The sequence below is a fragment of the Streptomyces sp. NPDC097107 genome, from assembly GCF_044762405.1.
In the GTDB taxonomy this organism is placed as follows: Bacteria; Actinomycetota; Actinomycetes; order Streptomycetales; family Streptomycetaceae; genus Streptomyces; species Streptomyces thinghirensis.
The window spans coordinates 548,918-566,723 of sequence record NZ_JBIWEF010000003.1; the positions used below are offsets into that span (position 1 = coordinate 548,918).

Consider the following 17,806-nt stretch of genomic DNA (forward strand, 5'->3'; position numbering starts at 1 on the left):
CTTACGGCAAGGATCGTGCCAGGACCCCGCAGCAGGCCGAACGGCCGTGGACGTAAGCTGGTTTGCAAAGCAGGGGAGCGAGGGGGCGTCATTGCGATCCGAAGGTGCGCACACGGTCGTCGCGATCCTCGCGGTGCCGCGGGCCTATGCGCTGGACGTCAGCATCGCGGCCCATGTATTCGGCCGGCACCCGGGCTATCGCGTACTTGTCTGCGGAGATTGCGACGCGACCGCGGAGGTTCGCCCGACCCACTCGCCGGCTGAGACCGCATACGCCGACATCGTCGTTGTTCCGGGCTACGAGGAACCACTTCACCCGGTCCCGGAGGAATACCTGGAAGTACTGCGGACGGCCGCCCAGCGAGGTGCTCGTGTCGTCGCCGTCTGCACCGGCGTATTCGCTCTCGCGGCCGCCGGAATACTGAAGGGAAGGACGGCTACGACTCATTGGCGCCACACGGACGAACTTCGAGAGGCGTACCCCGAGGTCGACGTCGTGGACAACCGACTGTTCGTCGAGGACGGGTCGATTCTCACGTCCGCGGGCGCGGGCGCGGGAATCGACGCGTGCCTCCATGTCGTCCAGGCGGATTTCGGGACCACGGCCGCGGACGGCGTGGCGAAGGACGTCGTCTTCTCGCCCGGCCGCGGCGCGGACGAGCCCCAGTACACGGACGGGCCCGCCCCGCCTCGGGACAGTCTGCGCGCGACTCGGGACTGGGCGGTCGAGAACATCGGGTCGTCGATCACCGTGCAGCGGATGGCGGACCACAGCCTGCTGTCGCGGAGGACCTTCATCAGGCGTTTCGTGGGTGAGACCGGAATGCCTCCCATGCAATGGGTCGCCCGGCAGCGACTCCTCCGTGCGCGCCGACTCCTCGAGACCTCCGACTGGGCGGTCGAGAGGATCGCCACGGAGACCGGGTTCGGTACGTCCGCCAATTTCCGGGCCTTCTTCCGCAGAGAGGTGGGGCTGGCCCCGACCGCCTACCGCAAAGCCCGTCGCGCGGAGACGGCGCCGTCCGGTGGTGCGGACCGACCCGCCTCTCAGGCGTCGGCGGGCGCGGGTTCCTCCGGCGTGTCCATGAGCTGCTCGCGGACGTAGTTCCAGACCACCGCGATCAGCGCGGCGACCGGTACGGCGAGCAGACTGCCGACGATCCCGGCCAGGCTGCCGCCGAGTGTCACCGCCAGCAGGACCACCGCCGCGTGCAGACCGAGCCCGCGGCTCTGGATGATGGGCTGGAACACGTTGCCCTCCAACTGCTGTACCACGACGATGATCGCCAGCACGATCAGCGCGTCCGTCAGGCCGTTGGACACCAGGGCGATGAGTACCGCGACGAAGCCCGCGAACAGGGCACCCACGATGGGCACGAACGCGGACACGAACGTCAGCACCGCCAGGGGCAGTACGAGTGGCACGCCCAGGATCCACAGTCCGAGGCCGATGAAGACGGCGTCGAGCAACCCCACGAGTGCCTGCGAGCGGACGAAGGAACCCAGGGTCTCCCAGCTGCGCAGGGCGACGGCCGGGACGTCGGTGGCGAGCCGGCCGGGCAACTGGCGGCCGAGCCACGGCAGGAACCGCGGCCCGTCCTTGAGGAAGAAGAACATCAGGAAGACGGCGAGCACCGCTGTGATGAGACCGTTGACCACGGTGCTCAGGCCGGTGGCCACCGTGTTGACCACGCTGCCGATGCTGTCCTGGACGCGCGCCATCGCGGAGTCGAGCGCACTGGTGATCTGGCCGTCGTCGATGTTCAGCGGCGGCCCCGCGGCCCAGTCGCGCAGCCGGTCGATGCCTTCCATCACGCCGGCGGTCAACTCGTCGGTCTCGGAGGACATCGGCACCGCGATCAGCGCCACGATGCCCGTGACAGCCAGGAGGAACCCCACGGTCACCACGGCCGCGGCCAACGCGGGACGCCACCCGTGCCGCCGCAGGAAACGGGCCGAGGGCCAGGTCAACGTGGTCAGGAGCAGGCCGACTATCAGCGGCCACACGACCGACCACATACGGCCGAGGAGCCACAGGGCCACCGAGAGCATGACGAGGATCAGCAACAGCTCGGCAGAAGTGCGCGCGGTGCTGTGGAGCGCGGCGCGGGTCCTCGCGGAACTCAATCTGGCAGACATGGGATCACCTTATGGCGACGCCTGTTGCCCTCCGCGCCCGAGTCCTGCCTTCAAGGTCCTTCCTGCAAGGTCCTTGCGTCAGGGGCGAAGGCCGGTTCAGGGAACCTTGACCCAGTCGAGCGTGCGCTCCACCGCCGCCTTCCACCCGGCGTACCCTTGTGCCCGCCGGTCCTCCGGCCACCGCGGTTCCCAGCGCCTGGACTCGTGCCAGTGCGTGCGCAGTTCATCGGTGTCCCGCCAGAACCCCGTGGCCAGCCCCGCCGCGTAGGCCGCGCCGAGTGCGGTGGTTTCCGCGACGACGGGACGGCTGACCGGAACGCCGAGGACGTCTGCCTGGATCTGCATGCAGAGGTCGTTGGCGGTCACACCCCCGTCGACCTTGAGCACGTCGAGGTGGACACCGGAGTCCTGTTCCATGGCTTCGACGACGTCGCGGCTCTGGTAGCAGATGGCTTCCAGGGTCGCCCGGGCCAGGTGCGCGTTGTCGTTGTACCGGGCGAGGCCGACGATCGCCCCCCGGGCGTCGGAACGCCAGTAGGGGGCGAACAGGCCCGAGAAGGCGGGGACGAAGTACATGCCGCCGTTGTCGTCGACGGTACGGGCGAGGTCCTCGCTCTCGGCCGCCGTCTTGATGATCTTCATCTGGTCGCGCAGCCACTGCACGGCTGACCCCGTCACCGCGATGGAGCCCTCGAGCGCGTAGACCACCGGGCTGTCGCCGAACTGGTAGGCCACGGTGGTGAGGAGGCCGTGCTGGGAGCGGACCAGTTCGGTGCCGGTGTTGAGCACCAGGAAGTTACCGGTGCCGTAGGTGTTCTTGGCCTCGCCGGGTGCGAAGCAGACCTGTCCGACGGTGGCCGCCTGCTGGTCGCCGAGGACCCCGCCGATGGGAATGGCGGCGCGCAGCGGCCGGGAGGTGCGGGCCACACCGTACGCCTCCGCGTGCGACGAGGGGTTGATGGTGGGGAGCATCGACCGGGGGATGCCGAAGAAGCCCAGCAGCTCGTCGTCCCAGTCGAGCGTCTCCAGGTCCATCAGCATGGTCCGGCTCGCGTTGGTCACGTCGGTGGCGTGGATACCGCTGTCGGGGCCGCCGGTCAGGTTCCACAGGACCCAGGCGTCCGTGTTGCCGAAGAGGGCGTGCCCCGCCTCCGCCGCTTCGCGGACGCCGTCGACGTTCTCCAGGATCCACTGGATCTTTCCGCCGGAGAAGTAGGTCGCCGGCGGCAGTCCGGCCTTGCGGCGGATGACGTCGCCCCGGCCCGAACGGTCGAGGCTCGCGGCGATGGCGTCGGTGCGGGTGTCCTGCCACACGATGGCGTTGTAGTAGGGCCGGCCGTTGCGCCGGTCCCAGACCACGGTGGTCTCCCGCTGGTTGGTGATGCCGATGGCGGCCAGGTCGGTCCCCGACAGCCCGCTGTGGCGCAGTGCGTTCTGCATCACCGAGTTGGTGCGCTCCCAGATCTCCACCGGGTCGTGCTCCACCCACCCGGAGCGGGGGAGGATCTGAGCGTGCTCCAACTGGTGCTTCGCCACCTCGTTGCCGCCGTGGTCGAAGATCATGAACCGGGTACTGGTGGTCCCCTGGTCCACCGCGCCGATGAAGTCCGCCATGCTGTGCCGCCTCTCCGGCCGGTGTCAGTCTTGCGGCGCCGGTACGCGCCCCGTGGGCTCCGGCTCCGCCGCAGGCAGGAACCGGCCGATGAAAACCTTGTACAGACCCGCACCGAGCACGCCACCGATCAGCGGGCCGATGATCGGCACCCAGAAGTAGAGGTTCCCGTACTGATCTCGCCACGCTCCGCCGTAACCGGTGAGGAAGCTGGCCAGCCGGGGGCCGAAGTCGCGGGCCGGGTTGATGGCGTACCCCGCGTTGGTGCCGAAGGCCATGCCGATCGCGACCACGACCAGGCCGATGACGAAGGGGGCCAGGTTCGCGCCCGGCGGTGTGTTCAGCAGGTCCGTGATGGCCATGATGAGCAGCAGCAGGATGGCGGTGCCGATGACCTGGTCGCGGAAGGCACCCCACTCGTGGACCGGGAGAGCGGTGTTGCCGTTGGCGGGCAGCGTCGAGAACACGGTCTGCGTCTTGATGGTGTGACCGGGGTCGGCCTTCGCCAGCGCTTCGGTGTAGTTCCAGCGGACGAGGAGGGCGGCGACGAAGGCACCGGCCGTCTGGGCCAGCGCGTAGGGCGCCACCTTGCGCCACGGGAACCCCTTGAACACCGCGAGCGCGACGGTCACCGCGGGGTTGATGTGGGCGCCGCTCAGCCTGGCCGCCACGTAGACGCCCAGGGTGACGCCGAGACCCCACGCCCAGGAGATGCTGTCGTGGTCCCCGAGGCCGCCTTCCGGATCCGTCAGGGCCCCGCCCGCGGCCACCTGGGCCACCACACCGCAGCCGAAGAGGATGAGGATCATCGTGCCGGCGAATTCGGCCGACAGTTCACCGATCAAGCCGGACCTCTTGAGTCGTTCAGCCATGGAAGCTCACCTTCCGCCGGCTGAACCGGCATCGACTGTCCGAGCCTCTCAATCGGTAGATTAAGGACATGCGCGGCAAGTCGCACATGAAGTACGGCCGTCTGCCTGAACGCTCACCGTCCGCCGGCGTGGTCCGGGGCCGAGGCGATGACGGCGAAGGCGCGGTCGGTCGGTCGGTTCGAGGGGAGTCCTCGGTGCCGTCGCTGTCGCTCCAGCGGCAGGGCGCGGTATTGAACGCGGCCAGCGCCATCCCGGCGGCCAGTGGCGGGTAGCGGTCGGTGTGGGCGGGTCCAGGGTGGCGCGCCGGCTCCGCCGTCAGGTCGTCACGCCACTGCTCCTGCGCCGGCGAGCGCCACTACTCACCCATGGCCTTCTGCAACCGGTCCGAGTCCGCCAACGCGGTCTTCGGACGGAAAGTCCACCGGTGGCTGTCCGGCGGCGGCAGCCCGGTGCGCAGCCTGCTCGCGCATCCCGGCTGCACCGCCACCAACCTGCAGACGAGTGCGCCGACCGGCATGGTGAACATGCTGTTCGGCCGCGTTCTCATCCCGCTCGCCCAGTCCCCGGGCCGGGGCGCGCCGCCGCAGCTGTACGCGGCGGCCGACCAGAGTGCGCGGGGCGGGGAGTTCATCGGGCCGGACGGCCTGACGGAGCCGCGCGGCGGGCCGCCGCGGGTAGCGCTGTCACCCGCGGCGGCGGACGCCGAGACCGGCCGACGCCTTTGGGAGTTGTCGGAGCGGCTGACCGATGTGCGCCCCCGCTCCGGCCCGTGCCCGACCGAACCCGCCCTCGGCCCGGGTCAGAGGTGGCCGGGACCGATGGGCAGCCGGCGCTTGTGGTCGGTCCGCCGGTAGCGGCTGACGATGTTCTCGAAGGCCCGCTCGTCCACCGGCTTGCCCTCCAGGAAGTCGTCGATCTGCTCGTACGTGACTCCGAGAGCGTCCTCGTCGGCCTTACCGGGGTCGAGGGTCTCCAGGTCGGCCGTCGGGACCTTCCGCACCAGCTCGGCGGGCGCGCCCAGCGCGTCCGCGACGGCGCGCACGCGGCGCTTGGTCAGGCCGGTCAGCGGGACCAGGTCGGCGGCACCGTCGCCGAACTTGGTGAAGAAGCCGGAGACGGCCTCGGCCGCGTGGTCGGTGCCGACGACCAGCCCGTCGTGCGCGCCGGCCACGGCGTACTGGGCGATCATGCGCTGCCTGGCCTTGACGTTGCCCTGCACGAAGTCCTGGTGCCGGGCGTCGCGGAAGGTCACACCGCCGGCGATCAGCGCCTCGAGCGCGGCGTCGCTGGCCGGCTTGATGTCCACCGTCAGCACGTGGTCGGCCTTGATGAAGGAGAGCGCGAGCTGGGCATCGTGCTCGTCGGCCTGGGCCCCGTGAGGCAGCCGCATCGCGTAGAAGTCCGCCTCGTGTCCCTCGGCCCGCGCCCGTTCCACGGCGAGCTGGCACAACCGGCCGGCGGTGGTCGAGTCGACACCGCCGCTGATGCCGAGTACGAGGGAGCGCAGACCGGTCGAGGCCAGCCGCTCGGCAAGGAAGGCCACCCGGCGTTCGATCTCCCGTTCGGCGTCGAAGGTCTCCGCGACCTCCAGTTCCCGGGCGATCTCCAGTTGCAGGGCGATGGACGCCGACTCGCTCAATTCCGCTCCTCGTTCGATTCCCTGGGGCTTCTCACTCACCCTACCCAGGGGTCGCCCGCTCTCTCCGGCCCGGTCGTCCCGGGTCAGCGGCCCTTGCGTACCCGTGCCGCCGCGCGGGCCTCCGCGGCCTTGCGGGCCTCGGCGGTCTTGCGGGACTCCTTCGCGGGGCGGCCCGAACGGGCGCCGAGGCCGCGGAAGGGGGCGTTGCCGCCGCTGGTCCGCGGCCCGGTCGGCGGGCGCTTGGCGCCGGTGATGGTGGTCAGCTTCTGTTCGCCGGAGCGCACCGGGGTGACGGTCGGCCGGATTCCGGCCTCGGCCATCATCCGGTTCACCTCGCGCCGCTGGTCGGGAGTGACCAGGGTGACCACGCTCCCGGACTGTCCGGCGCGCGCCGTCCGCCCGCCGCGGTGCAGGTAGTCCTTGGCGTCGGCCGGCGGATCGACATTGACGACGAGGTCGAGCGCCTCCACGTGGATGCCCCGGGCCGCGACGTTGGTGGCCACCAGCACGGTGACCCGGCCCTCCACGAACTGGGCGAGTGTGTGCGCGCGCTGCGGCTGCGACTTGCCGCTGTGCAGGGCGGCGGCCCGGACGCCGCTGTCCCGCAGGTGACGGGTGAACCGGTCGACCGCGGCCTTGGTGTCCAGGAACATCAGCACCCGGCCGTCGCGGGCGGCGATCTCGGTGGCGGTCGCGTACTTGTCGGCGGGGTGGATGGTCAGTACATGGTGTTCCATCGTGGTGACCGAGGCCGACGCCGGGTCGACCGATGCGTGCACCGGGTCGTGCAGATGGCTCCGCACCAGCTGGTCGACGTCGCGGTCGAGCGTGGCGGAGAACAGCAGCCGCTGCCCGTCGCCGGGTACCTGGTCCAGGATTCCCGAGACCTGCGGCAGGAAGCCCAGGTCGCACATCTGGTCCGCCTCGTCCAGCACCGTGATCCGCACGTGGTTCAGGTGGCAGTCGCGGCGGGACACCAGGTCGGCCAGCCGCCCCGGCGTCGCGACGACCACCTCGGCGCCCTCGCGCAGCTGAGCCGCCTGCCGGTTGATCGCCAGCCCGCCGACCACCGTCGCCAGTCGTACGTTCAGCGCCTGCGCGTACGGGGCGAGCGCGTCGCTCACCTGCTGTGCGAGTTCCCGCGTCGACACCAGGACCAGCGCGAGCGGACGCTTCGACTCCGCCCGCAGACCCCCGGTCCGGACGAGCAGGGCCAGGCCGAAGGCCAGTGTCTTGCCGGAGCCCGTCCGCGCGCGGCCGAGGACGTCGCGGCCGGCCAGCGCGTCGGGCAGGGTCGCGGCCTGGATCGGGAAGGGTTCGGTCACCCCAAGGCCGGTCATCGTCTTCAGCAGCGCCGGCGGAAGACCGAGCGCGTCGAACGACGCGACCGGCGGCTGGTCCGCCGACTCCGGTGGCGCTGTCGTTCGCTGGGATCCGCCGGCCCGGGAGGCTCCGGTGGCCGACGACGGCTTCGCGTTCATGGGGGGACCTTCCTGATCAGGCGCCCGGAACGCGACGGGGTCCGTACCCCTCGGTACGGACCCGGGCGCCTCAAAGCGTGGACCCCAGTTTACCAGCGGGCACCAGGAGGCCCGGCGGTCCGGGCCTGCCCCGGAGCCGGGCCCGTCGAGCGGCGGCGCCCGATTTCACCCCGAAGCCGACGGTGAGCGGCGACGCGCCGCCTGGACGCGGCGGTGGCTCCAGACGAGCAGGGCGAACAGGACGCAGCCGGAGATGATCAGGCTCGCCCCGGTGGCCCATCCGGAGTACGGCACCCGGGGCACGATTGCCCACACCACGCCCGCACCGACGAGGAAGAGGCCCACCAGGACCGAGCCGGCGATACGCCATGGTGAGGAGACGCTCTCCTCGGCCGCACGCATCGCCTGCTCGCGGACGGGGGCCACGAACCGGTCCAGCGCCGGGACGGCACGCGCCAGCAGCACCACCCCGGCGAACACGAGCAGCAGGCCCGGCCCGGGCAGTACCAGCAGGGCGACGCCGACCAGGACCAGCACGGCACCGAGGGTGCCCAGGGCGGCTCGCCGGATCGATTCGACACTGCGCGCCATGTCGCCCCACCTTCCCGCGGTCGGCAAGAACTCCGGGTCCCCTCAACCTGCCTCACCATAGGCAGGCATCGCGGCGCGGGCGATTCCAGCTGAAGGGAGCACCCGCGAGGCGCGCCTCCTGGACGAGCGGGCGCCGGCGGACGCGCGGACACATCCCCCGCGTCACCGGCCCGCTCCCGAGGAGACCTTCGCCCGGGCCCTGCATCACGCGTCGCTCCTGGCGGACTCGAAAGAGGACCCCGCGGGCGCCGCGAAGGTCATCGACCGGGTGCTTCGCCTCCCGGGGGAGCGGCCCACGCCGGTACAGACGTTCCGCCTCCTCGTGCTGCGAGCGGACGTCGCCGGGCGTCTGGGCGACGAGGGGACCGCGACGACCGCACTCGCCGACGCCGCCGCGGTGCCACTCGCCGCCGACGAACGGGAATCCGTCCAGGACGACATCGAGCGTCTCGAGGAGCTGCGTGACTGAGGTCTGCTCAGGCCTGCCGGCCGATGCGGGCGGTACCCCGGGCGGTGGTCGGCATGACAAGCTGTGGTCCTGTTGTCCGAACCCAGGAGGTCACCATGACTGCAGAGTCTTCATCGCAAGCAGGTTCGGAGCCGGCTGACGACGAGAGCCCTTCCGTGGCGCCCGACGAGAACGGCCAGTACGACCTGAAGGGCAAGTTCCGGGAAGCTCTGGAGCGCAAGCGCGGCAAGCAGGCGGAGGCCGCGGCCCTCGCCGGGCACACCGACGCGTCGAAGATCCGCGGCGCGCACGGTCCGGCTGCGAGCCAGCGGTCGTTCCGGCGCAAGAGCGGCGGCTGATCGCGTGCCGGCCGCTCGGCGGCCGGCACGACCGCGCCTCTCCGGCCGGGGCCCCGGCACCGGCCGGAGAGGCCGGGAGCAGGGCCCGAGGCGGACGTGATCACAGCCCTGCCCCCCGGCGGGGGATTCCGTCAGGGCCGGCTGGTCAAGTAGCCGCCCATGGAGGTGAAGTACTCCGTCGCGGACACCTCCTGTCCGTCCTCCGTGCGAACGCGCGTGATCGCGAGGCCCCGGTTGCGGCCGGTGCGCGCGTCGGCTCCGGCGACGATGACCACGCCGTCGCCCTCGCGGTAGAAGACGCGGCCGGGCGTACCGCCGTAGCGGCCCTCGGACACGACGGCGGCGAGGACCTCGAGCCGCCTGCCCCTGTGGAAGGTGAAGGCGCTGGGGTAGGGATCGGACTGGGCGCGCACCAGGCGCTCCAGGTCCTCGGCCGGCCAGGACCAGTCGATGCGGATGTCCTCGACGGAGCGCTTGTGGAAGAAGCTCGCCCGGGACCTGTCCTGCTTGGTGAACTCCGTCCGGCCCGCGGCGATGAGGCCGAGGGCGCCGATGGTGACCGGAGCGATGAGGTCGACCGTCTTGTGGAAGAGGTCTGTGGCGGTGTCCGCCGGTCCGACCGGCACCGCCTCCTGTCGGACGATGTCGCCGGCGTCGAGTTGCTCGTCCATCATGTGCGCGGTGACGCCCACTTCGGTCTCTCCGTTGATCAGGGCCCAGATCAGCGGGGAGAAGCCGGCGTACTTCGGCAGCAGTGAGTCGTGGACGTTGAGTGTGCCGTGGCGCGGGAGGCCGAAGATGTGCGGGGGGATCCACGTCCGCCAGTTGTTGGCCACGATGACGTCCGGGTCGGCCTCCTCGAGGCGTTCGAACAGTTCGTCGTCGTCAGGGCGGTTGCGGATGAGTACCGGCACACCGTGCTCCTCGGCGAGGTCGGCGACGGAGTCGCTCCAGATCTTCTCGTAGGCGTGCTCGCTCTTGGGGTGCGTCACGACCAGCACCACGTCGTGTTCGGAGTCCAGAAGGGCTTGGAGGGTGCGGTGCCCCCAGGTCTGGTAACCGAACATGACGACCCGCATGGGGTTCCTCCTCGAGGCGGCAGGGGATGGCCCGGGCAAGTAAAGCAAGCCTTACCTTGGTCCGCAACGGCTGTGCGTGGCACGCCAGTTGACGGACCCACCGCTCGTGGCCGCCCTATCGACAGCCGAACGGCATTAGCTTAGGCTCACCTAAGTTCCCGGCGGTCGCTCCGTCGGCAGGTCCCATTTCGGCAATCCCCCACGCCCGACAGGTGACTGACCCGCACGATGGGAGTGACATGTCACAGGTTCTTCCTGATGACGCAACACTGGTCCACGACCTCATTGGCATCGGCTTCGGACCGTCCAACGTCGCCATGGCGATCGCGATCGGCGAGCACAACGCACGGGTCGGCCGGCCGGAGACGATCACCGCTCGCTTCTTCGAGCAGCAGCCGCGCTTCGGCTGGCACCGCGGCATGCTGATCGACGACGCGACCATGCAGGTGTCCTTCCTCAAGGACCTGGTGACACTCCGGAACCCGGCCAGCGAGTTCAGCTTCCTCTGCTACCTGCAGAGCAAGGGACGGCTGATCGACTTCATCAACCACAAGAACCTCTTCCCGCTGCGGGTGGAGTTCCACGACTACTTGGAGTGGGCCGCGGCCAAGGTCGACGACATGGCCTCCTACGGTCACGAGGTCGTCGGCGTCGCACCCGTCGTCCGGGACGGAGCCGTGGAGCACCTGGAGGTGACGGTCCGTTCGGGGGAGGGGCTCGAGGTCCACCGGGCGCGCAACCTGGTCATCGGAACCGGGCTGCGTCCCCTCGTGCCGGACGGCGTGGAGCGCGGCGACCGCGTCTGGCACAACTTCGAACTGCTGGCCAGGATCGATGAGTTGGAGGGCACCTCGCCGTCCCGGTTCGTCGTGGTCGGCGCCGGACAGAGCGCCGCCGAGAACGTCGCCTACCTGCACCGCCGCTTCCCCGAGGCCGAGGTCTGCGCGGTCTTCACCCGCTACGGCTACAGCCCCGCCGACGACAGCGCGTTCGCCAACCGGATCTTCGACCCCGCGGCGGTGGACGAGTACTTCGCCGCGCCCGGCGGCGTCAAACGCCGGCTGATGGATTACCACGGCAACACCAACTACTCCGTGGTGGACATCGACCTGATCGACGACCTGTACCGGCAGATGTACCGGGAGAAGGTCCTCGGTACCGAGCGGTTGCGTTTCCTCAACGTGTCCCGGCTCACCGAGGTCAAGGAGACGCCCGACAAGGTCCGGGCCACCGTCACGTCCCTCGTCACCGGCGAGGAGACTCTCCTGGACGCGGACGTCGTGGTCCTCGCCACCGGCTACAGCCCGGCCGACCCGCTGGGCCTGCTCGGCGAGGTCGCGGACCGCTGCCTCCGGGACGACGAGGGTCTCGTCCGGGTCGAGCGTGACTACCGCATCGCGACCGACCCCGGTCTGCGCTGCGGCATCTACCTGCAGGGCGGCACGGAGCACACCCACGGCATCACGTCGTCCCTGCTGTCCAACACCGCCATCAGGGTCGGGGAGATCCTGGATTCGCTCCTCGCCCGGGGCCTCAAGTCCGCTTCCGGCGAGGCTCGAACGGTCGCCGACGGAACCGGCACCACCGCCCGTTGATGTACGTCGCCATGACCACGACTGCGGTTGAGCGCCCCCTGCCCAGGGGCTCAACAGAGGCCCGCCGAAGGCGGGTTGTGGGTTTGGGTGGACTAGCGGTGCTACTCGTGGTCGCGGCAGCGGCGTCGCTGGCCGTGGGCGCGCGTGCGTTGAGTCCCGCCGAGGTGTGGCACGGGCTGTTCGCGGCACCCGATTCCGATCAGCGGCTCACCGAGATCAGGCTCATCGTGCGGACCGTGCGGGTGCCCCGCACGGTGCTGGCGGTCGTCGCGGGCATCGCCCTGGGTGTCGGCGGGGCGCTGATCCAGGGGTACACGCGCAATCCGATCGCCGACACGGGCCTGCTGGGGGTGAACTCCGGCGCCTCGTTCGCCGTGGTGTCGGGGATCGCCCTGTTCGGGTTCACCAACCCGTTCCAGTACGTCTGGTTCGCCTTCCTGGGCGCGGCGGTCGCGGGCGTCGTCGTGTTCGGGCTGTCGAGTATCGGCAGGGGCGCGGGCAACCCGTTGACGCTGGCACTGGCCGGGCAGGGCGTCACCGTGTTCCTCGCGGCGATGACCACGGCGGTCGCCCTGACCGACAAGGCCTCGCTGAACGCGCTGCGGTTCTGGAACGCGGGCTCGGTGGCCGGTGTCGGGTTCGGCGTCATCTGGCCGGTGACCGGGTTCATCGCGGTCGGGTTGGTGCTGGCGCTGACCACCCTGCCCGCCATCAACCTGCTCAACCTCGGTGACGACGTGGCACGGGGGCTGGGGGTGAACATCGCGCTGAGCCGGACCGTCGGCATCGTCGCCATCACCCTGCTGGCGGGCGCGGCGACGGCCGCGTGCGGCCCCATCGCGTTCATCGGGCTCATGGTGGCCCACGTGGCCAGGTATCTGACCGGTCCGGACTATCGCTGGCTGGTGCCGTACGCGGGACTGCTGGGTGCCGTGGTGCTGCTGGTCTGCGACATCGTGGGGCGCCTGGTGGTGCGGCCGGGGGAGCTGGACGCGGGTGTCCTCGTCGCTCTCCTCGGCGCCCCGTTCTTCGCGGCTCTGGTGTGGCGCGGAAAGTTCAAGAGCACGTGAACGGGGCGGACGTGAAGGTGAACCAGGCCGGCGTGCGGCCACTCCTGACGCCCGGCGTGCGGCTCGGACGCGTGTCGTTCGTATGGCGGCCCTGGGCCGCGTGCGTCACGCTGGTGCTGGCGGCGGCGGCCTTCCTGGTGTTCTGCCTCTCCATCGGAGTCGGGGACTTCCCGATCGGCCTGCCGCGGGTGGTCGCCACGATCTTCGGCCGGGGCGAGCAGATCGACGAGTTCGTGATCATGGATCTGCGGATGCCGCGTGCCCTCGCCGGCCTCGTCGTGGGGATCGCGCTGGGGGTGTCCGGCGCGCTCACGCAGTCCATCGCGCGCAACCCGCTGGCCAGCCCGGACATTCTGGGCATCACCAGCGGCGCGAGCGCCGTCGCCGTCTTCCTGGTGACCGTCTCGGGCGGCACCGCCGCCGCGATCGTCAGCGCCGTGGGCCTGTCCGCGGCGGCGCTCGCGGGGGGTCTCGGTACCGGCCTGCTGGTGTACTTCCTGGCGTGGCGGCGCGGGATCGACGGCTTCCGGCTCATCCTCATCGGCATCTCGGTGAGCGCCGTGATGCAGGCGATCACGACCTGGCTGCTGGTCACGGCCGACATCAGGGACGTGGCCCGGGCCCAGGCGTGGCTGGTCGGGTCGCTGGACAACCGGGGGTGGAACGAGGTCCGGGTGGCGCTGTGGGGGACGCTCGTCCTCCTGGTCGTCGTGTTCTGTGTGGCGTTCCAGTTCAAGCCCATGCACTTCGGCGACGAGGTCGCCGCGGGCCTGGGGGTCCGGTACTCGATGGTGCGGGCGGTCCTGCTGCTGTGCGCGGTGCTGCTGGCCGGCGTGGCGGTGAGCGCGGCGGGCCCGGTCCCGTTCGTCGCGCTGGTGGCGCCGCAGGTGGCGATGCGTCTGGCGAGGTGCCCCACACCGCCGTTGGCCGCCTCCGGCATGGTGGGCGCGCTGCTGTTGATCGGCTCGGACCTGATCGCGCGGACGGCACTGCCGGTCACCCTCCCCGTCGGCGTGGTCACCGCGGCGATCGGCGGCCCCTTCCTCGTCTATCTGCTGGTGCGGGCGAACCGCAGATAGCTGGTACAAAGTAAGGCGAGCCTAAACAAGGGGGCCTTGTGGTCGTTCAGTCCATCACCGCGGCCAAGTCCGCAGTCGATGGCGCCTCACGGCTGGCAGCCAGGGGTGTCTCGGTCGGCTACGGCGCCCGGACCGTCATCGACGAACTCGACGTGGCGATCCCGCCCGGGGTGATCACCACGATCATCGGGCCCAACGGCTGCGGGAAGTCGACCCTGTTGCGGACCCTGTCGCGGTTGCTCAAGCCGACCAGGGGCACGGTCGTGCTGGACGGCGAGGACATCGTCACGCTCAGGACCAGGGATGTGGCGAAGAAGCTCGGCCTGCTGCCGCAGGCGCCGGTCGCACCGGACGGGCTGACCGTGTCCGACCTGGTCGCCAGAGGCCGCCATCCGCACCAGAGCTGGCTGCGGCAGTGGTCGTCGGACGACGCCGCCGTCGTGGAACGCGCGCTGGCCATGACCGGGGTGTCCGACCTCGCCGACCGACCGGTCGACTCGCTGTCCGGCGGCCAGCGTCAGCGCGTCTGGATCTCGATGACCCTGGCCCAGGGGACCGACCTGCTGCTGCTGGACGAGCCGACCACGTACCTGGACCTGGCGCACGCGATCGACGTGCTCGACCTGGTGGACGACCTGCACGAGTCGGGGTGCACGGTGGTCATGGTGCTCCACGACCTCAATCTGGCCACGCGCTACAGCGACAACCTCGTCGTGATGCGCGAGGGGGCGGTCCTGGCCCAGGGACACCCGCGCGACGTGATAACCGCCGAGCTGCTGCACGAGGCGTTCGGGCTGCGCGCCAAGGTGATCGACGACCCGGTGGGCGATCGCCCCCTCATCGTCCCGATCGGCCGGGCCCACGTCGAACTCGACCGGACAGCAGCGGAGTTGTAGCGGTGAGGGTAGGCTAACCTCACTAGGGCGCGGTAAGGTTTGCTGCCCTTGGACGGGGGCGCAGTGGACAGTTGCGACAGCAAGGGATCTCCGGATGCTCCTCCACAGAACGACGCGTATGAAGTCCCGGCAGCGGTTGGCGGCGGTACTGTCCGCCGCCGCCCTCGGCGCCGGCCTCCTCGCGGGCTGCGGTTCCGAGTCGAACGGCTCGGCGGACAAGGCGGGCAGCGACACCTCGGCCGCCGCCTCCGGCGCCTTCCCGGTCACCGTGGAGCACGCGTTCGGCACCACGAAGGTCAACGAGGCTCCCAAGCGGGTCGTCTCCGTCGGCTACACCGACGACCAGACCGTCCTGGCGTTCGGCATCAAGCCGGTCGGCATGGTCGACCAGTACCCGAACCCGCCGGGCCGGAGCCCAGACATCAACACCCAGTGGCCGTGGGTGAAGGACAAGTGGGGTGACACCGAGCCCGAGGTCATCATGAAGAACGGCGACTCCGGCCCCAACTTCGAGAAGATCGCCGCTCTGCGGCCGGACCTGATCGTCGCGGTCTACTCGGAGATCGACCAGGCCGCCTACGACAAGCTCTCCAAGATCGCCCCGACGGTGGGCCGTACCAAGGCCGAGAAGGAGCCCTTCAGCGCTCCGTGGCAGGACAACGCCCTCCACATCGCCAAGGCGCTCGGCAAGGCCGAGGAGGGCGAGCAGAAGGTGGCGGACATCCAGGGCAAGCTCGACGCGGCCAGGAAGGCGCACCCCGAGCTGGCCGACCGGACGGCCGTCGCCCTGTCCTGGTACGAGGACTCGGTGGCGCCGTTCACCTCCACCGACGTGCGCGGACGGCTGGTGACGGGCATCGGCTTCAAGTACCGGACCGAGATCGACAAGGTCGCCGGCGGCAGCTTCTACACCAAGCTGTCCCCCGAGCGTGTCGACCTGGTCGACGTCGACCGCATCTTCGTCATCAACGACAAGGCGGACCAGGACAAGCTGAAGAAGTTCAAGCTCTTCACCAACCTCGACGCCGTCAAGAACGGCAAGGTGTCGTACCTGCTGGACAGCGAGGGACCGGCGGTCGGCGCCGCGATCTCCCAGGGCACCCTGCTGTCCATGCCGTACGCCATCGACGAACTCGTCAAGTCGGTCGGGCAGGTGTGACCAGGACCGACACGCGCGTCGCCCCGGCCGTGCTGCGCACGGCCACCGGACGCGAGGCCGGCCGATGGGTCGGGGCGCACTGCCGCGAGGTGCCGTGGCTGACGGCCACCACCGTGCTCACCACGGTGGCCGGCGCGGCGCTCCAGGTACTCCCGGTGCTTCTGCTCGGCCGGGTGGTCGACGGGGTGGTCGAGGGCGCGTCGCGATCGGTCCTGGTCACGATCGGGGCCCTGATGGTGGCCGCCGCCCTGCTCGGCGCGGTGGCCACCGCGGTGTCGACCTACCTCATCGGGCGGCTGGGCGCCGACCTCCTCGCGCGGTTGCGGGAAGGCGCCGTCCGGGCGGTGCTGGGGATGCCCAGCACCCGGATCGAGCAGGTCGGCCGAGGGGACGTGCTGTCCAGGGTCGGTGACGACGTCGCCGTGATCTCCAACGGCATCCGTACGGCCGTCCCCACGGTGTTCTCCGCGGGGGTCCTGGTCGTCATCGCCACGGCGGGCATGTTCGGGCTGGACTGGCGGCTCGGTCTGGCGGGCGCCGGCGCGCTGCCCGCGTACGCGTTGGCCCTGCGCTGGTACCTCCCCAGGTCCGCGCCGCTCTACCGGAAGCAGCGGGTGGCGCAGGCCGACCGCGCGCAGGCACTGATCAGCGGTCTGAACGGGATCGACACGGTCCGGGCGTACCGGCTGGAGGGCGCCTTCCGGGAGAAGGTCACCGCCGAGTCGTGGAGAGTGCGCGACCTCGGGATCGAGGTGTTCCGCTTCTTCGGCCGGTTCGTCGGCAGGGAGAACCGCGCCGAGTTCATCGGACTGACCCTGATCATCGTGGTGGGGTACGCCCTGCTGGAGGCCGACGCCGCGACCCTGGGTGGGGTGTCGGCGGCCCCGCTGCTGTTCCACCGGCTGTTCACCCCGCTGGGCGCCATCATGTTCACCTTCGACGAGGCGCAGAAGTCGGGCGCGAGTCTGACCCGCCTGGTCGGGGTGCTGGGTGAGGAAGCGGAGGACCGGCTGGTGGGTGACGCGTCGGTGGCGGTGGCGGACGCCGTGCCGTACCCGGTGACGGTTCAGGGGCTGACGTACGCCTACCCCGGCACTGAGGAACCGGTCCTCATAGATGTCGACCTGACGATTCCGGCGGGCGGTTCGCTCGCCCTGGTGGGGGCGACGGGCGCGGGCAAGACGACCCTGGCGGCGCTGATCGCGGGCATCGGGACACCGCGGGCCGGGTCGGTGCGGGTGGGGCCGACCGATCTGGCCGGACTGGACGAGGCGGGGGCTCGGGCCCTGGTGAGCATCCTGACGCAGGAGACGCACGTGTTCTCCGGGCCGCTCGCCGACGACCTGCGGCTGGCCGCACCGGAGGCGACCGACGCCGAACTCATGGACGCCCTGCGCACGGTCGGCGCCGAAGCGTGGGTCGACGCGCTGCCCGACGGGCTGAGAACCCTGGTCGGCGAAGGCGGCGAGCGCCTCGACGTCACCAAGGTCGCCCAGATCGCCCTGGCCCGGCTGGTGTTGAGCCGCTCGCCGGTGGTGGTGCTGGACGAGTCGACCGCGGAGGCGGGCAGCGAGGGCGCCGCCGAGCTGGAACGGGCCGTCCTGGCCGCCTGCGCGGGCCGGACCACGCTGTTCGTGGCGCACCGGCTCACCCAGGCGATGGCGGCGGACCGGATCGCCGTACTGGACGCGGGGCGCGTCGTGGAGGAAGGCACCCACGAGGAGTTGGTGGCTCTCGGCGGCCGGTACGCACGGCTGTGGCGGGCTTGGCGAGAAGGTAGTTAGGTA

The 17,806-nt window shown here is 70.6% G+C and carries 15 protein-coding genes and 2 pseudogenes; 10 read left to right on the forward strand and 7 right to left on the reverse strand.

The window, feature by feature from the left end:
• The first annotated feature begins 46 nt into the window (after positions 1–46).
• On the forward strand, positions 47–1,105 hold the full coding sequence (locus ACIQ1J_RS09825) for a GlxA family transcriptional regulator (RefSeq protein WP_403555667.1): 1,059 nt from the start codon (positions 47–49) through the stop codon (positions 1,103–1,105).
• Here ACIQ1J_RS09825 and ACIQ1J_RS09830 read toward each other — a convergent pair.
• The 3 genes from ACIQ1J_RS09830 to ACIQ1J_RS09840 form a co-directional block, all read right to left on the reverse strand.
• Positions 1,048–2,139 carry an AI-2E family transporter gene (locus ACIQ1J_RS09830; RefSeq protein WP_403555669.1) on the reverse strand — a complete coding sequence of 364 codons (1,092 nt, stop codon included), beginning with the start codon at positions 2,137–2,139 and terminating at the stop codon, positions 1,048–1,050. The genes ACIQ1J_RS09825 and ACIQ1J_RS09830 overlap by 58 nt on opposite strands.
• Before the next feature lie 96 nt (positions 2,140–2,235).
• Positions 2,236–3,753 (reverse strand): glycerol kinase GlpK, encoded by a 1,518-nt coding sequence (glpK, locus tag ACIQ1J_RS09835; protein ID WP_403555671.1) that lies wholly within the window; start codon positions 3,751–3,753, stop codon positions 2,236–2,238.
• 24 nt (positions 3,754–3,777) lie between these two features.
• Positions 3,778–4,623, reverse strand: coding sequence for an MIP/aquaporin family protein (locus tag ACIQ1J_RS09840; RefSeq protein WP_210958412.1), 846 nt, complete (start codon positions 4,621–4,623; stop codon positions 3,778–3,780).
• A gap of 344 nt (positions 4,624–4,967) precedes the next feature.
• On the opposite strand from ACIQ1J_RS09840, the pseudogene ACIQ1J_RS09845 reads away from it, so the two are divergent.
• Positions 4,968–5,378: pseudogene (locus tag ACIQ1J_RS09845) on the forward strand (short-chain dehydrogenase); the annotation flags it as partial.
• A gap of 44 nt (positions 5,379–5,422) precedes the next feature.
• Here the strand turns inward: ACIQ1J_RS09845 and nadE are convergent.
• The 3 genes from nadE to ACIQ1J_RS09860 form a co-directional block, all read right to left on the reverse strand.
• Positions 5,423–6,262: an ammonia-dependent NAD(+) synthetase gene (gene nadE, locus ACIQ1J_RS09850; RefSeq protein WP_403555674.1), complete on the reverse strand. Its 840-nt coding sequence runs from the start codon at positions 6,260–6,262 to the stop codon at positions 5,423–5,425.
• Positions 6,263–6,345: 83 nt separating this feature from the next.
• On the reverse strand, positions 6,346–7,743 hold the full coding sequence (locus ACIQ1J_RS09855) for a DEAD/DEAH box helicase (RefSeq protein WP_403555676.1): 1,398 nt from the start codon (positions 7,741–7,743) through the stop codon (positions 6,346–6,348).
• Positions 7,744–7,908: 165 nt separating this feature from the next.
• A complete protein-coding gene (locus ACIQ1J_RS09860) occupies positions 7,909–8,334 on the reverse strand; it encodes a PGPGW domain-containing protein (protein WP_403555678.1) in 426 nt (141 codons plus the stop codon).
• Positions 8,335–8,497: 163 nt separating this feature from the next.
• Here ACIQ1J_RS09860 and ACIQ1J_RS09865 point away from each other — a divergent pair.
• Together ACIQ1J_RS09865 and ACIQ1J_RS09870 are read left to right on the forward strand one after the other, a co-directional pair.
• Positions 8,498–8,803: pseudogene (locus ACIQ1J_RS09865) on the forward strand (VOC family protein); the annotation flags it as partial.
• Positions 8,804–8,898: 95 nt separating this feature from the next.
• Positions 8,899–9,141, forward strand: a complete 243-nt coding sequence (locus ACIQ1J_RS09870) for a DUF5302 domain-containing protein (protein WP_210958416.1) — start codon at positions 8,899–8,901, stop codon at positions 9,139–9,141.
• Positions 9,142–9,272: 131 nt separating this feature from the next.
• On the opposite strand, the gene ACIQ1J_RS09875 is transcribed toward ACIQ1J_RS09870, so the two are convergent.
• Positions 9,273–10,220, reverse strand: a complete 948-nt coding sequence (locus ACIQ1J_RS09875; RefSeq protein ID WP_403555680.1) for a methionyl-tRNA formyltransferase — start codon at positions 10,218–10,220, stop codon at positions 9,273–9,275.
• Between the two features lie 239 nt (positions 10,221–10,459).
• Here ACIQ1J_RS09875 and ACIQ1J_RS09880 point away from each other — a divergent pair, with 239 nt between their 5' ends.
• The 6 genes from ACIQ1J_RS09880 to ACIQ1J_RS09905 all read left to right on the forward strand — a co-directional run bounded on the left by ACIQ1J_RS09880 (position 10,460) and on the right by ACIQ1J_RS09905 (position 17,803).
• Positions 10,460–11,815: a lysine N(6)-hydroxylase/L-ornithine N(5)-oxygenase family protein gene (locus tag ACIQ1J_RS09880; RefSeq protein WP_403555682.1), complete on the forward strand. Its 1,356-nt coding sequence runs from the start codon at positions 10,460–10,462 to the stop codon at positions 11,813–11,815.
• Between the two features lie 11 nt (positions 11,816–11,826).
• The gene (locus ACIQ1J_RS09885; RefSeq protein WP_403555684.1) at positions 11,827–12,885 is read left to right on the forward strand and encodes a FecCD family ABC transporter permease; all 1,059 of its coding nucleotides are present in this window, start codon (positions 11,827–11,829) and stop codon (positions 12,883–12,885) included.
• A complete protein-coding gene (locus tag ACIQ1J_RS09890) occupies positions 12,882–13,964 on the forward strand; it encodes a FecCD family ABC transporter permease (RefSeq protein WP_403555686.1) in 1,083 nt (360 codons plus the stop codon). Before ACIQ1J_RS09885 ends, ACIQ1J_RS09890 begins: the two co-directional genes overlap by 4 nt.
• A gap of 38 nt (positions 13,965–14,002) precedes the next feature.
• Positions 14,003–14,860: an ABC transporter ATP-binding protein gene (locus ACIQ1J_RS09895; protein WP_403555688.1), complete on the forward strand. Its 858-nt coding sequence runs from the start codon at positions 14,003–14,005 to the stop codon at positions 14,858–14,860.
• Positions 14,861–14,954: 94 nt separating this feature from the next.
• Positions 14,955–16,019 carry an iron-siderophore ABC transporter substrate-binding protein gene (locus tag ACIQ1J_RS09900; protein WP_403555690.1) on the forward strand — a complete coding sequence of 355 codons (1,065 nt, stop codon included), beginning with the start codon at positions 14,955–14,957 and terminating at the stop codon, positions 16,017–16,019.
• Positions 16,016–17,803, forward strand: a complete 1,788-nt coding sequence (locus tag ACIQ1J_RS09905) for an ABC transporter ATP-binding protein (protein WP_403555692.1) — start codon at positions 16,016–16,018, stop codon at positions 17,801–17,803. The genes ACIQ1J_RS09900 and ACIQ1J_RS09905 overlap by 4 nt, the downstream gene beginning before the upstream one ends.
• Positions 17,804–17,806: the final 3 nt, after the last annotated feature.